This is a genomic window from Methylobacterium oryzae (genome assembly GCF_021398735.1).
Lineage (GTDB): Bacteria > Pseudomonadota > Alphaproteobacteria > Rhizobiales > Beijerinckiaceae > Methylobacterium.
The window spans coordinates 2305381-2318957 of the sequence record NZ_CP090349.1 but is presented as its reverse complement, the minus strand read 5'-3'; the positions used below and the strand labels follow the sequence as shown (position 1 = coordinate 2318957).

At 72.1% G+C, this 13577-nt stretch carries 14 protein-coding genes; 4 read left to right on the top strand and 10 right to left on the bottom strand.

Annotation, left to right across the window (positions count from 1 at the left end; genetic code table 11):
• Positions 1–105: 105 nt before the first annotated feature.
• Both glmU and rpoN read right to left on the bottom strand, forming a co-directional pair.
• On the bottom strand, positions 106–1482 hold the full coding sequence (glmU, locus tag LXM90_RS11175; protein WP_234082754.1) for a bifunctional UDP-N-acetylglucosamine diphosphorylase/glucosamine-1-phosphate N-acetyltransferase GlmU: 1377 nt from the start codon (positions 1480–1482) through the stop codon (positions 106–108).
• 75 nt (positions 1483–1557) lie between these two features.
• A complete protein-coding gene (gene rpoN / locus LXM90_RS11170) occupies positions 1558–3132 on the bottom strand; it encodes an RNA polymerase factor sigma-54 (RefSeq protein WP_026605226.1) in 1575 nt (524 codons plus the stop codon).
• Positions 3133–3557: 425 nt separating this feature from the next.
• On the opposite strand from rpoN, the gene LXM90_RS11165 reads away from it, so the two are divergent.
• Positions 3558–4277, top strand: coding sequence for a Crp/Fnr family transcriptional regulator (locus LXM90_RS11165; protein ID WP_020095047.1), 720 nt, complete (start codon positions 3558–3560; stop codon positions 4275–4277).
• On the opposite strand, the gene LXM90_RS11160 is transcribed toward LXM90_RS11165, so the two are convergent.
• Entirely contained in the window at positions 4259–4750 is a 492-nt protein-coding gene (locus LXM90_RS11160) for a DUF6894 family protein (RefSeq protein ID WP_181049218.1), read from the bottom strand. The genes LXM90_RS11165 and LXM90_RS11160 overlap by 19 nt on opposite strands.
• Positions 4751–4996: 246 nt before the next feature.
• On the opposite strand from LXM90_RS11160, the gene LXM90_RS11155 reads away from it, so the two are divergent.
• Entirely contained in the window at positions 4997–5263 is a 267-nt protein-coding gene (locus LXM90_RS11155; RefSeq protein WP_020095045.1) for a DUF6894 family protein, read from the top strand.
• Between the two features lie 9 nt (positions 5264–5272).
• Here the strand turns inward: LXM90_RS11155 and LXM90_RS11150 are convergent, their stop codons facing one another.
• The 4 genes from LXM90_RS11150 to LXM90_RS11135 form a co-directional block, all read right to left on the bottom strand.
• Positions 5273–5638, bottom strand: a complete 366-nt coding sequence (locus tag LXM90_RS11150) for a hypothetical protein (RefSeq protein ID WP_020095044.1) — start codon at positions 5636–5638, stop codon at positions 5273–5275.
• Between the two features lie 4 nt (positions 5639–5642).
• Positions 5643–5873 carry a hypothetical protein gene (locus tag LXM90_RS11145; RefSeq protein WP_091976355.1) on the bottom strand — a complete coding sequence of 77 codons (231 nt, stop codon included), beginning with the start codon at positions 5871–5873 and terminating at the stop codon, positions 5643–5645.
• A 93-nt stretch (positions 5874–5966) separates the two neighbouring features.
• Positions 5967–7556, bottom strand: coding sequence for a glucan biosynthesis protein (locus tag LXM90_RS11140; RefSeq protein WP_020095042.1), 1590 nt, complete (start codon positions 7554–7556; stop codon positions 5967–5969).
• 87 nt (positions 7557–7643) lie between these two features.
• The gene (locus LXM90_RS11135; protein ID WP_234082751.1) at positions 7644–8309 is read right to left on the bottom strand and encodes an SCO family protein; all 666 of its coding nucleotides are present in this window, start codon (positions 8307–8309) and stop codon (positions 7644–7646) included.
• Between the two features lie 243 nt (positions 8310–8552).
• On the opposite strand from LXM90_RS11135, the gene LXM90_RS11130 reads away from it, so the two are divergent.
• The gene (locus LXM90_RS11130; RefSeq protein WP_020095040.1) at positions 8553–9455 is read left to right on the top strand and encodes an MBL fold metallo-hydrolase; all 903 of its coding nucleotides are present in this window, start codon (positions 8553–8555) and stop codon (positions 9453–9455) included.
• A gap of 37 nt (positions 9456–9492) precedes the next feature.
• Here LXM90_RS11130 and LXM90_RS11125 read toward each other — a convergent pair whose 3' ends face one another.
• On the bottom strand, positions 9493–11100 hold the full coding sequence (locus LXM90_RS11125) for a putative bifunctional diguanylate cyclase/phosphodiesterase (protein ID WP_106735940.1): 1608 nt from the start codon (positions 11098–11100) through the stop codon (positions 9493–9495).
• A gap of 166 nt (positions 11101–11266) precedes the next feature.
• Entirely contained in the window at positions 11267–11698 is a 432-nt protein-coding gene (locus LXM90_RS11120; RefSeq protein ID WP_020095038.1) for a helix-turn-helix domain-containing protein, read from the bottom strand.
• Between the two features lie 570 nt (positions 11699–12268).
• On the opposite strand from LXM90_RS11120, the gene LXM90_RS11115 reads away from it, so the two are divergent.
• Positions 12269–12412: a hypothetical protein gene (locus LXM90_RS11115; protein ID WP_020095037.1), complete on the top strand. Its 144-nt coding sequence runs from the start codon at positions 12269–12271 to the stop codon at positions 12410–12412.
• A gap of 80 nt (positions 12413–12492) precedes the next feature.
• On the opposite strand, the gene LXM90_RS11110 is transcribed toward LXM90_RS11115, so the two are convergent.
• Positions 12493–13575, bottom strand: coding sequence for a Gfo/Idh/MocA family protein (locus tag LXM90_RS11110; RefSeq protein ID WP_020095036.1), 1083 nt, complete (start codon positions 13573–13575; stop codon positions 12493–12495).
• Positions 13576–13577: the final 2 nt, after the last annotated feature.

Here is a 13577-nt window from a genome sequence, read left to right as displayed (position 1 = left end):
GTCGTGCGCAAGGTCCGGGCCGCCCCGCGCCGTGCGGGGCCGAGCGGGACTTCTACCGGATCGGCACGGCGCAGGGCCAGCCCCGCCCGCGCGGCGTGCCCGGCCTCACGCCTTGCCGCGCCGCGCCTTCTCGGCCTGCAGCGCCGCGCGCTTCTCCCCGGCCCAGCCCGGCTTCACCGCCTGCCGGCCCCGGGCCACCGCCATGGCGTCCGCCGGCACGTCGTCGGTGATCACCGAGCCGGAGGCGACGTAGGCCCCCTCCCCCACCGAGACGGGGGCGACCAGGGCCGAGTTCGAGCCGATGAAAGCGCCCGCGCCGATCGTGGTCCGGTGCTTGAGCACGCCGTCGTAATTGCAGGTGATCGTGCCGGCGCCGATATTGGCCTTGGCGCCGACCTCCGCGTCGCCGAGATAGGTGAGGTGCGCGGCCTTGGCGCCGGCCCCCATCCGGGCGTTCTTCAGCTCGACGAAATTGCCGAGCTCCGCGCCGGCCTCCAGAACGGCGTGGCCGCGCAGCCGCACGAACGGCCCGATCTTCACGCCCGCCTCCAGGCTGGTCTCGGTGAGATGCGCGAAGGCCCGCACGGTGCAGCCCTCCGCGACCCGCACGCCGGGGCCGAACACGACGTTGGGCTCCACGATCACGTCGCGCCCCAGCACCGTGTCGTGGCTGAGGAACACCGTCTCGGGGGCGATCAGCGTGGCGCCGCCCAGCATGGCGCTGCGGCGCAGCTGCGCCTGGATCGCGGCCTCCGCGACGCTGAGCTGCACCCGGTCGTTCACGCCCTGCGCCTCGGCCTCGTCCACCGGCACGACCGTGACGGGCAGCCCGTCGGCGACCGCGAGCGCGACCGCGTCGGGCAGGTAGTACTCGCCGGCGGCGTTGTCGTTGCCGATGCGGGTGAGCAGGGCCAGGGCGTGCCGTCCGGCGAGCGCCATCAGCCCGGCATTGCACAGGGTCACGGCCCGCTCGGCCGCGCTCGCGTCCTTCTCCTCGCGGATGGCGAGCACGCGGTCGCCCTCGGTCAGCACCCGCCCGTAGCCGGAGGGTGTCGCCGTCTCGAAGGCCAGCACGGCCACCGCGGCGCCGTCGGCCAGGGGCGCGCGGAGACGCAGGAAGGTGTCGGCCGAGACGAGCGGCGTGTCGCCGAAGGCGATCACCACGTCGTCGTCGGGGTCGGTCAGGATCTCCCGGGCCGCCAGGACCGCATGGGCGGTGCCGAGGCGCTCGGCCTGCGGGAAGACCCGGGCGCCGGGGGCCGCCCGCGCGATCTCGGCGGCGACGTCGTCGCGGCCGGGCTCGGCCACCACGGTGATCCGGCCCGCGCCCGCCGCCTGGACGGCGGCCAGGACGTGGCCGAGCATGCTGCGCCCGGCGATCCGGTGCAGCACTTTCGGCAGGTCCGAGCGCATCCGCGTGCCCTTCCCGGCCGCGAGCACGATGGCGGTGAGGCTGCGCGAGGGCGTTCCGGTCGGGGTCATCGCGGGTCCAGGCATCGATCGAGGGCCAAGACGGATGGGCCGGACGGGCGCCCGGCGCAACCCCGTCCGGGCCGATCAGCGCAGCGCCAGGGCGACGTGCTGGCCCGAACCGTGGGCGAAGCGCTCCCGGCGGCGCTCGATCGAGCTCGGGATCCGCAGGGATTCCCGGTACTTCGCCACCGTGCGCCGCGCGATGTCGACGCCCTCCCCGCGCAGCTTCTGCACCAGGGCGTCGTCGGACAGCACGTCGTCCGGCGTCTCGCCGTCGACGAGCTGCTTGATGCGGTGGCGCACCGCCTCGGAGGAGTGGGCGGCCGCGCCGGCCGCCCCGGGGATCGCCGCGGTGAAGAAGTACTTCATCTCCAGGGTCCCGCGGCTCGTGCCGATGGCCTTGTTGGAGGTGACCCGCGAGACGGTCGATTCGTGCATGCCGATCGCCTCGGCCACGGTCTTGAGGTTCAGCGGCCGCAGGTGCGTGACGCCGTGGACGAAGAACCCGTCCTGCTGGCGGACGATCTCGGTGGCGACCTTCAGGATGGTGCGGGCGCGCTGCTCCAGCGAGCGGGTCAGCCAGTTGGCGTTCTGGAGAGCTTCCGACAGGAAGGCCTTGTCGCCCTCCGCGGCGGCGTTGCGCGAGACGCGGGCGTAGTAGCTCTGGTTCACCAGGACCCGGGGCAGCGCCTCGCTGTTCAGCTCGACCAGCCAGGAGCCGTCCGGCGCCGCGCGCACGAATACGTCCGGGACCAGGACCTCGACGGCGCTCGACCCGAAGGCCCGGCCGGGCTTCGGATCCAGGCGGCGGATCTCGCCCAGCATGTCGACGAGGTCCTCGTCGTCGACGCCGCAGAGCCGGCGCAGGGCCGCGAAGTCGCGCTTGGCCACGAGGTCGAGCCGCGAGACCAGCGCCTGCATCGCCGGGTCGAACCGGTCGCGCTCGCGCAACTGGATCGCGAGGCACTCGGCGAGGTCGCGGGCCGCGATCCCGGGCGGGTCGAAGGTCTGGACCAGCGCCAGCATCCGGCCGACGAGGGCCGGGTCGGCGCCGAGCCGCTCGGCCACGCCCTCCACCGTCTCGCGCAGGTAGCCGGCCTCGTCGACGGCGTCGATCAGGAAGCCGCCGATCAGCCGCTCGGCCGGCTCCCGGGTCGCGAGGTCGAGCTGGCCCGCGAGGTGCTCGCGCAGCGAAGTCTCGGCCGTGAGGGTCGCCTCGAAATCGGGCGCCTCGGCGTCGAAGCTGCCGCCGGTGCTGCCGTAGGGCGGCGGCGTCAGCGAGAGCATGTCGCCCCCGCCCGCCTCGCGCGCCTGGACGGGGCTCTCGTCGGGGAAGACGTTGTCGAGGCGCGTGTCGAAGTCGCTCTCGATCTCGCCGCGGCTCGGGTTGAGGTCGGCCGAGAGCCACGAGTCGGGCTCCGGCGCGTCGAAGCCGTCGGCCCCCGCCTCCTCGGCATGGCTGCCCGATTCGGCGGTGTCACCCGCGGCCGGCAGGTCCGGCTCGGCGCGCTCCAGCAGCGGGTTGCGTTCCAGCTCGGCCTCGACGTAGGCCGAGAGATCGAGGTGCGAGAGTTGGAGAAGCTTGATCGCCTGCAGGAGCTGCGGCGTCATCACCAGGGCCTGGCCCTGACGCACTTCCAGCCGTTGCACCAAACTCATGCGAGGCCCCGATGCCCTTCCGGCGCGGTTCGCCAGCCGGAGCCACGCTGCTCACGGCATGGTTCTTGCTTGCTCCGTCGCACTTTCTGTAACGCGATCCGACCCGCGCGTCAAAGCGCGACCGTGCACGCCGTTGTTGGCAAGTGCTCGGCGCTGCGGGACGCGCAGCGTTCCAGTCAGATCCCGATCCGCCGCCCGGCAGTCTGAGGGCAGATCTTAAAGGAAGGTTTGCGCAATCATCCGCGCGCATTTGCCAGGACATCCGAAATCCGCCGGCAAAGCTTTGTCTGGTTGCAGACGCTTCCCCCGCTAGATGCAATATCCGCTCGCTATTCCGTGTTGATCCGAGCATGGCTCGGGGGTGCGCCGCGGTTCCCGCACGAGAGCCGCTGCGCGGAGGTCGATTTCTGCGTACGCGTTTGCCGATGCCGCATCAGAACCGCCTTCTGGCCGCCCTATCCGAGGCGGACGGCGCACTGCTCGGGCCTCATCTGGAGGCGATCGACCTGCCCCTCGGCAAAGTGCTCGTCGAGCCGGCCGCCGCGATCCCGCACGCGGTCTTCATCGACACCGGCCTGTGCTCGGTGGTGTCGACTCTCGCCGAGGGCGGCCGGATCGAGGTCGGCCTGTTCGGACGCGACGGCATGGCCGCACCGGCGCTGCTGCTCGGAACCGACACGATCCCGTACCAGATTTTCATGCAGGTCGCAGGCCGAGGGCGCCGGATCTCCGTGCCGGCCCTGCGCGACGCCCTGAAATCCAGCCCGTCGATGCGCAACCTGCTGCTGCGCTACGTCCAGACCTTCCTGGTCCAGGTCGCCCAGACCGCGATCGCCAACGCGGGCGCGCCCGCCGAGGAGCGGCTCGCGCGGTGGCTCCTCATGTACCACGACCGGCAGGACGGCGACGACCTGTCGGTGACGCACGAGTTCCTGTCGATCATGCTCGGCGTGCGCCGCCCGACCGTCACGGTCGCGATCCACACTCTGGAGGGCGCCGGCCTGATCCGGGCCCGGCGCGGCCGGATCCGGGTCCTGAGCCGCACCCGCCTGGAGGAGGCCGCCGGCCAGACCTACGGCCCGGCCGAGGCCGAGTACGAGCGCCTGATCGGCCCGCTGCGGCGGCCTCAGAGCACGCTGGCGTAGGGGACTTCGGCCACCACCGCGCCGGCCTCGTCGGTGATGACGAAGGTGTCGGCGCGCCAGCCGCGCGGCGCGCCGTAGACGTGCGGCAGCCGGCGCATCTCGCGCAGGATGTCGCGAGCGAGGTGCTCGGCCGCCGTCCGATCGGGCAGATCGTCGCCCTCCCGATCGGCGATCAGCGTGCCGTGCCGCCGGACGTTGAGGAAGAAGCGGGGCAGGTGACATCCCCTTCGAGGATCGGCCAGCGGGGCCTTCGGGGCGCCCGCCGAAGACCGCGTGCCGCGCCATCGGGAACGGCGTCGCGGGCCTGAGCGGCGTGTCGGATCGGCGCGAACCACGCCGCGCGGGTTACCGGCCGCCGAGTGTCCGCCGAGACGGGCGGCCCGCGCAAGGGCAACCCGAGCGAGGGCAACCCGCGCGAGGGCGGCTGCGGCAGTTCGCGCACCGACGGGTACCGGGCCGACCGCGCCGGCCATATCGTACTTTCGTGCAGAGGGTTCGGGGCCGAATCAGTCCGGCCGCACGCGCGGCGTCTGTCCACACTCATACATTTTTCTGAGGGCGGGTGGATCGCGGCCCGCGCGGCCGCGTTCTTCGCGCGGTCGCCGCGGCGCGAGGATCCGGCGGCCCGTCGCGCGAGGCCGTGCGGCGCCCACACACAGGTTAACGACACCGCTCAGGTCGCGGCGCACGCTCCTCAGCTGGCCGTGAGGTTCTGCGCCATGCGCTACTTCACCGATTTCACCGACGACCGCGGCCTGTCCCTCGACGAGGAGGGGCTGCCCTTCGCCGATCGTCACGAGGCGTGCCTGTCGGCGACCGAGGCCCTGATCGAGGCCGTGCATGACCGGCTCCGCGTCCGGGCGGACCGACCGGCCCCCGGAGATGCCGGCCTGGTGCTGGAGGCGCGGGTCCGCGACGCGACCGGCAGCACGGTCTTCCGCGCCCGCCTCACCCTCGACCTGGACTGGCAGCCCTCCGACGGCTGAGCGCGGGCCCTACCAGCCGCAATTGGGGATCGGCGGCTGCGCTTTGGCCATGGCCGACTTCTCGATCGGCACCATCGCGCCCCAGGCGTATTTCTGGGCGTGGGGCGTGACGTTGGCGAAGAGGCAGCCGAGCTGGAAGTGGGTCGCGCCCATCTCGCCCGCGAAGCCCATGCAGTCCAGGAAGGTCCAGGTCTTCGGCACCGGGGTCATGGACCGCCAGCGCGGCATCGCCACGGGCGAGCAGACTTTGACCGCCCCGGTGCCGTCGTCGGCGTTGAGCGCGTCCCCCTGGCTCTGCGCCGCGGAGGGGGCGAGGCCGAGCAGGAGGATTGCCGCGAGAATCGCTCGGCCGGGGATCTGGGCGTGTCGGCTCATCGGGTCAGCGCATCGTCCACCACAGGGCCGCGAGGATCGCGAAGCCGAGAACGTTGTAGAGGATCGCCCAGATCCAGACACCCAGGACGGCGCGGCTCGGCTGCCGCGGTCGCGACCGGCCGGGGCGCAGGCGGTTCCGGTCCTCCGGAGTCGGCCAGATCGCCGCCCGGGGCGCCTTGAGGAGCCGCGTCAGCACCTCCGGGAGGTGCGGGCCGGGCGGTGTCTCGCCGGTCATGGCGGTCTCCGATGCGACGATGGGCGGGTCCGGGGCGGAACCGCCCGGAGCCGGACCGGTTCGGGCGACGGGCCGTCCGGCGACGACCGCCGCTCACAGTACCGTGCTGGGTGCCTGCGGGTAGTATTGGTAGGCCCAGGTCTCCGAGAGCAGCCTCTCCCCGGACTTCAGCTGCAGACGCATCTCCACCGGATCCGGACCCTCGGCGTAGACCTTGAGAAAGACCCGCCAGGGGCTCGGCTTGCCGTAGGGCGCCCAGGTGGCGCCGACTTCCTCCACGCTGCCGCGCGACAGGGTGAGCGCGACCGTGGCCTTCTCGGGATCGAGGCCCGACAGGGCCGCGCCCTCGAATTCCAGCACGAACTGCCGCACGAGGTTGGCCCGGCCCGGGCGTCTGTCGGCATCCGCGAGCCACGCGGCCTTGGTGGCCCGGGTCGCGACGCACCGGGCGAGGTCGGTGGCGACCGGCTCCTTGACGGTCCAGCGCAGCCGGTAGGCGAAGCTGCGGTCCGACCCGGCCTGCGGCGCGTCGTCCGGCACCCAGAGAGCGACGATGTTGTCGTCGGTCTCCTGATGGGTCGGGATCTCCACGAGCTGGACGCTGCCGCGGCCCCAGTCGCCCTGCGGCTCGACCCAGATGTCGGGACGGTTCTCCTCGAAGCCGTCGTCGATGTAGTTCTCGTAGGCGCGGTCGCGCTGGAGCAGGCCGAAGCCCTTCGGCGACCGGTCGGCGAAGGCGCTGACGCTGAGGCGGGGCGGGTTGTTGAGCGGCCGCCAGATCAGCTCGTCGGCGCCGGTCTGCATCAGCAGCCCGTCGGAATCGTGCACCTCGGGCCGCCAGTCGCTCGCGAGGAAGCGGCTCATGCCCTCCGAGTACCACAGCATCGAGGTCAGGGGCGCCATGCCGAACCGCTCGACCGCCTTGCGCATGTAGACCGTGCAGGCGACGTCGATGACGACGTGCGGCTCCTTCCGGGCGACGAACCGGTAGGCGCCGGTGAGGCTCCGGCCCTCGAGGAGCGCCAGCACGGTCACGGCGCCGTCCGCGGCCGGGCTGACGTAGAAGCGCGTGAAGACCGGGAATTCCTCGGTCTTCCCGGGCCCGGGCGCCGTGTCGATCGCGATGCCCCGGGCCGAGGCCCCGTACTGGGCTCCGTCCCCGGCGGCGCGGAAGTACGACGCGCCCAGGAAGGCCAGCCAGTCGCCGTCGTCGCCCGGCTGCCCGGCGGGCGCCTTCTGGAACCGGAACCCCGCGAAGCCCGCCCCGTCCGGAACGTCCTTGGCCGGGTTGCCCGGCGGGTAGGTGAACAGGTCGTGGCTGTAGAGCACCTCGCGGGCCTGCCCGCCCTCCAGGGCGTAGACCTTCACGGGATGGCGGAAGAAGTTGCCGAGGTGGAAGAAGGTCACCGGGTACGGGCTGTCGGCGAACAGGGCGTGGCCCGGCGGGTAGCGGATCTCCTGGAGCGGCCCGTAGGTCAGGGCGTCGAGGGCCGCCGAGGCGGGCGCCTCCGGGGGCGGCGCGTAGGGCCGGTCCCGCAGCGTCCGGGCGAGATCCTTCAGCCGGTCGAGGTCCATGGGCTCGGGCGGTGCGAGGCGCGGCCCGCCGCCGGCGGCCCGGGCGAGGCCGGGATACGGCGCGAGGGCGAGGAGCCCGATGGCGGTCAGGACGCGGCGCGTGATCAAGCTGGAACCCCCGGATTCGGTCGGGCCTCGCGACCCGCGCCGCCCTCTAGCCACGCCGGCGCGGCGGCGCAATTTCCCGGCCGCGGCTCAGCTCCGCGGACCGCAGTTGCCGGTGCTGCCGTCGGTCGTCCAGAGGTTGGCGCCGCCCCCCGGCGGGCACTGCCCCGGCAGCGCCAGGGTGATCAGCTTCGCGAAGGTGTTGGCCTCGTCCTCGCCGTAGCCGATCTCGCCGACCATGCGGCCGGTCCTGTCGAACAGCGCCACGGTGGCGGAATGCTCCATCGTGTAGTCGCCGTCCTTGGTCGGCACGCGCTTGTAGGCGACGTGGTAGGCGTCGGTCATGCGGGCGACCTGCTGCGGCGTGCCGACGAAGCCGCGGATCCGCGGATCGAACGAGGCCAGGTACGCCCGCAGGGTGTCGGGCGTGTCCCGCTCCGGGTCGAGGGTGACGAAGACGACGTTGAGGCGATCCGCGTCGCGGCCCATCCGGCCGAGGGCCGACGCCAGGGTCGCGAGCGTGGTCGGGCAGACGTCCGGGCAGTGGGTGAAGCCGAAGAACAGGACGGACGGCTTGCCGCGGAGATCGGCCTGGGTCACCGGGCGGCCGTCGAGATCCGCCATCGTGAACGGGCCGCCGACCTTCCGGGAATGGCTGAACCGCGATCCCTGCTGGAGGACGATCGCCCCGGTGCCGGTAGCGATCACGGCGACGAGGGCGGCGGAGGCGATGAGGGCGAGAGGGCTCGGTGCCATGCTGTGACCTGCGACGGCGCGTCGGGGTGGCCGGTATCGATGCCGCCAATATGGGGTCCGTGTCGACAGGCGTGAGGCCGCGGCCTCCCGTGCGGGGCCGGACCTGGAGAGGCGACGACGTCAGGAACACGCCTGGGAGCGGCCGGTTGGCCAGGGTACGGGCGCTCGCGCCATCCGGCGCCGGGACACTCGGGCCGCGGGCCCGACCGTCCCCTCCGCGACCGTGCACGGGAGCCGCCCCAGATGGCCCAGCAGATCCCCGTCGACCCGCAGGCCCGGGCCGACGATCCCCGCCGCGACGCCGAGCGGGACGACGCCACCCACGCCATCGCCGATGACGTCGCCTATCAGCGCCACGTCCTGGTCAACGTCGTGTTCGTGGGGCCCCCCGGCGCGGGCGACCGGGGTTGGGTCCTGATCGACGCCGGCGTGATGGGCGCGAAGCGCGGGATCGAGGCCGCGGCCCGGGCCCGCTTCGGCGAAGGCGCCCGGCCGGCCGCGATCGTCCTGACCCATGGCCATTTCGACCATGTCGGCGTCCTGGAGGACCTCGCGGAGGACTGGGACGTCCCGGTCTACGTGCACGCCCTGGAGCGGCCCTATCTCGACGGCAGCGCCGCCTACCCGACGCCGGATCCGAGCGTCGGCGGCGGGCTCCTCGGCCGCCTGTCGCCGCTGTTCCCGACGAGCCCGGTCGACGTCTCAGGGCGGCTCCGCCTCCTGCCGGAGGACGGTTCGGTGCCGCCCCTGCCCGGCTGGCGCTGGATCCACACGCCCGGCCACGCGCCGGGCCACGTCTCGCTCTGGCGCGAATCCGACCGGACGCTGATCGCGGGCGACGCCTTCATCACCACGGCGCAGGAATCCGCCTACGCGGTCGCGACGCAGGCGCCGGAGTTGCACGGGCCGCCGATGTACCTGACGATCGACTGGCCGGCGGCGCGCGCGTCGGTGCGGGCGCTCGCCGCGCTCGCCCCGGAGCGGGTTATCACCGGACACGGCCGGCCGCTCCAGGGCGCCGAGATGCGCCGCGCCCTCGACGCCCTGGCGGCGGACTTCGACCGGGTCGCGGTGCCGGAGACGGGCCGGTTCGTGGAGCACCCGCTCGGGGCCGCCGACGGCTCCGCCTACAGGGCGCCGCGCTGACCGACGTGATGCGGCCGCGCGGGCGGAATCCCGCGCCTCACGAGGCCCGCGCGAGATCCTGGAACGGGGCCGGGGATCGCACGGCGGCGAGCACGCCGTCCATCTCGGCCTTCGGCATGGCGTGGCCGAACAGGTAGCCCTGGCCGAAATGGCAGCCCTGTTCGGAGAGCCAGTCGAGGCTGGCGTCGGTCTCGATCCCCTCGGCGGTGGTGGAGAGGCCGAGGCTCGCCCCGAGCTTGATGATGGCGTCGACGAGCTTCGCCCGCTCGTCGCTCATCGTGATGGCGTCGACGTAGCTGCGGTCGATCTTCAGCTTGTCGAACTTCAGTTCGCGCAGGTGGTACAGGCTGGAATAGCCGGTTCCGAAATCGTCCAGCGCGATGCGCACGCCGAGTTCGCGCAGCGACAGCAGGGTCGTCCGGGTCGCCTCCAGGTCCTGGATCAGGGCGCTCTCGGTGATCTCGACCTCCAGGCGCTGCGGCGGGAAGCCGGTCTCGGTCAGGATCCCGAGGATGCGCTGGGCGAGCCACGCGTCCTGGAACTGCTGCGGGGCGATGTTCACCGCGAGGATCAGGTGCGGCGGCCAGGCCCGGGCATCCAGGCAGGCGCGGCGGATCAGGCTGTAGCTGAGATCCGCGATCATCCCGGTCTCCTCGGCCACCGGGATGAACTCGCTCGGGCCCACCACCCCGCGCGTCGGGTGGCGCCAGCGCGCCAGGACCTCGACCCCGACGATCTCCTTCTCGGGGAGCGACACCACCGGCTGGTAGAAGGGCTCGATCGCGCCCGTCTCGATGGCGAGGCGAAGTTCCGTCTCCATGCGGGCGCGGGCGCGCAGCTCCGCGTCCATGGCGCTGCGGAAGAAGCGGACATTGCCGCGCCCGTCCTTCTTGCCCTGGTACATGGCGAGGTCGGCCGCGTGCAGGATCGCGTCGGCGTCCCCGTGCTCGGCCGACACCGCGGCGACGCCGACTGTGGCCCCGACCTTCAGGTCGTTCTGGCTCCACGTCACCGGCTCGGCGATGCGCGCGATGACCGCCTGGGCGAGGCGCCGCAGCGCCTCGCTCTCGTAGCGGAGCGGGACCAGCATGGCGAACTCGTCGCCGCCCAGACGGGCCGCCAGGCCGCCCGACGGCACGAGCTGCTGCAGACGCTCGGCCACGGCGCACAGGACCGCATTCCCGGCCGCGTGGCCGTAGAGGTCGTTGACCGGCTTGAACCGGTCGAGGTCGATGAGGAGCACCGCCGCGTCCGCGGCGCCCGGCGCGTGCGCCCGTTCCACGGCGTCGATGAAGCGGCGACGGTTCGCCAGACCGGTCAGCCCGTCGTGCCGGGCGATCGCCTCGGCCTGCGCGGCGGCGGCGGCGCGCTCGAGCATGAGCCGCCGGAGGATGATCGATTTGCGGATGCTGGCGCCCCACTGCGCCACGCCCATGCAGGCGGCGAGCAGCAGCAGGTCCGTGAGGTTGTAGGTGGCGACGACGCTGTTCAGATACGCGAAGGTCCCGAGCGTGACGCCGACGAACCAGATCCCGACGCCGATCACGAGGAGGCACAGGGTCTCGTACAGCTCGCCGCGGCCCCAGGCTCTCGACGTCTCGATCGGCATGGTCAGGACCCGGTTTCCAACGTCAGAGCGAAGCATGCCGTCCGCTCACGCGCTGTAGATCAGCTCCGGACGCGGCAGCTTCTCTACATCTTTACGGGTCTTTGTCTTGGTTTAATTTGGATTAAATCGCGCCGCCACGCTGCGCGCGGCTCGGGGGCGCCGGTATGTTCCGTCGCGGTAAGAGATGGACAGGGCCGCGCCGTCACGCCTCGTCGACGGCGTCCGGACGCTGCGCGGCCGAGCGGCTCTCCTGGAGGGTGGCGGCGGCCTTGACGATCGACAGGATCCCGCCGCGGGTCGTCTCGTCGGTGATGCTGGTGAAGGCCAGGACGAGTTCCATGACCTTCGGATCCTCGAACAGGGCCGCGGGTCCGACGCGTCCGCCGCCGTTGTCCCGCGGATCCGCGAAGAACGTGTCCACCGGCACCCTCAGCAGGTCGGCGATGGCCTGAAGACGCCCTGCGCCGATGCGGTTGCGCCCCTTCTCGTACTTCTGAACCTGCTGGAAGCTGACGCCGATGGCCTGACCGAGATCGGTCTGGCTCAGGCCCTGTGCCACGCGGAGCGCCGCGATGCGGCCGCCGATCGAGCGATCGGTCTCGGTGGCGGACTTGGGCTTCGGGGAGGACGACATCGAACGGAAACCTTCAGCATGCGGGATGAGTGGCACTTACCCAGAGTCGCGGAAAAAAACACAACCGAAAACTGCTTAGCGCACCAATAAGTTGCGCAATTCCTAGTTGCACTGGACGCATGGCTTGGCTGTTGGTTGTACGCCCAGGGACGGTGAAACCGCAATGGTCAACTGTATCCGTCACGCAGCGCACAGACGGTTTCCCTCCTGCGCCTGTCTTCGCCGGCTACGGCAGCCTCTCAGTCGCCGTGCGCGACGATACATCGGAGATCGGTCGAAGGGGTGGTAAAGTACCGAGGCCTCCGATCGTCGTGGCGGACGGTGACGGATATGTGATGCGGCCGGCATTGTGATGGGACTGCGGCCGCGGGTCTCCATCAAGACATCGGCGATGCAATTCACCGGCGCGAATGTCGCGGCCGGTGGGACACACACCCCTGTTTCCGACATCGGGCCGCGTCTATCGCCGGCCTAAACACTTTAAGTCCCGGTCGAGAAAATCTATGAAATGATGTATTCACCGGCCAGGCTCGACGGTAGAGTCGGTCTCCCATCACAGCGCCCTCGTCGATGACCGACCTTCTCGTCACCCTCCAGGAGCCAGCCGAACCCGCCGGGCAGGCCGGGCCGGGATCCGAGACGTCGGCCCTGCGCGCGCATATCGCGCGGATTCTGCGCAGGCTGCCTCCCGCCAAGGCGACGAAGACGACCTGACCTCGACCGCCGGGAACGGCGCCGCGACCTGCCCGGACGGATCATCCGCTCGGGACGGGCGCCCGGTCCGGACGCCCCTCCTAGGCGACGGCCTCCAGCGGCTGCGGCCGGGCGCGGACGCGATCGAGGATGTCGAGGGTGCGGATGCTGTCCGCGAGCGGCATGATCGGGCTCTCGCGGGCGCCGGCGAGCAGGCAGCGATGCACCTCGTCGATCTGATGCCGCAGCCCGAACCCGAGGTACGGCGTCGGGATCAGCGCGACGCGGCGGAAGTCCAGCGGCTGCAGGAGGCGTTTCGCGAAGGCCAGTCGGTCGACGGCCTGGCGGCGCGGCGGGGCACGGTCGGCGGGCGCCGGCGCGGCGGCGGTGCGCACGCGCGTGAGGAAGGGCGGGCACAGGAACTGCCGGTGCAGGTGGATGCGGCCGCGCGTGCCGACGATCACGGCGGCGTTGTCGGCCTCTCCGGTCGAGCCGCAGCTCAGGGTCGCGGTCCTGGCGTTCCAGCCGAGCGCGAGCGCGGCCTGCTGCGCCGCCGCACCGCCCCGATCGAGGCCGACGCCCGAGACCTCCGTGGGTGCGCCGAACAGGTGGAGCGCCAGCGACACGGGGTAGACCCCGAGATCGAGGATCACCCCGCCTTCGGCCGGATCGTCCGTCCGTCCGGGCGGGTTCAACGCGCGGGGGAAGAACAGGCGGGCGTCGAGATGCAGGGGATCGCCGATCTCTCCCGCCTCCAGCATCGCCTTAGCCCGCACGACGCCGGGCGTGAAGCGCATCCACATCGCTTCCATGCAGAAGACGCCCTTCCGCCGCGCCGCCTCCGCGATGCGCCGCGCCTGCCCGCCCGAGAGCGCGATCGGCTTCTCGATCAGGACCGACTTGCCGGCCTCGATGCAGGCCAGCGCGCTGTCCATGTGGTCGCTGTTGGGCGTGGCGATGTAGACGACGTCGATATCCGGCCGCGCGGCCAGGGCCTCGACGCCGGCGACGGCGGCCGGCGCGCCGGACGCCTGAGAGAAGGCCGCGGCGAAGGCCTGGGCGCTCCCCGTGCTCCGCGCCCCGACGGCTGTGAGGCGCGCGTCCGGCCGCCCGAGAAGGTCGCTGACGAAGCGCTGGGCGATGACCCCGGTGCCGAGGACGCCCCACGAGACGGTCTGTGCCATGG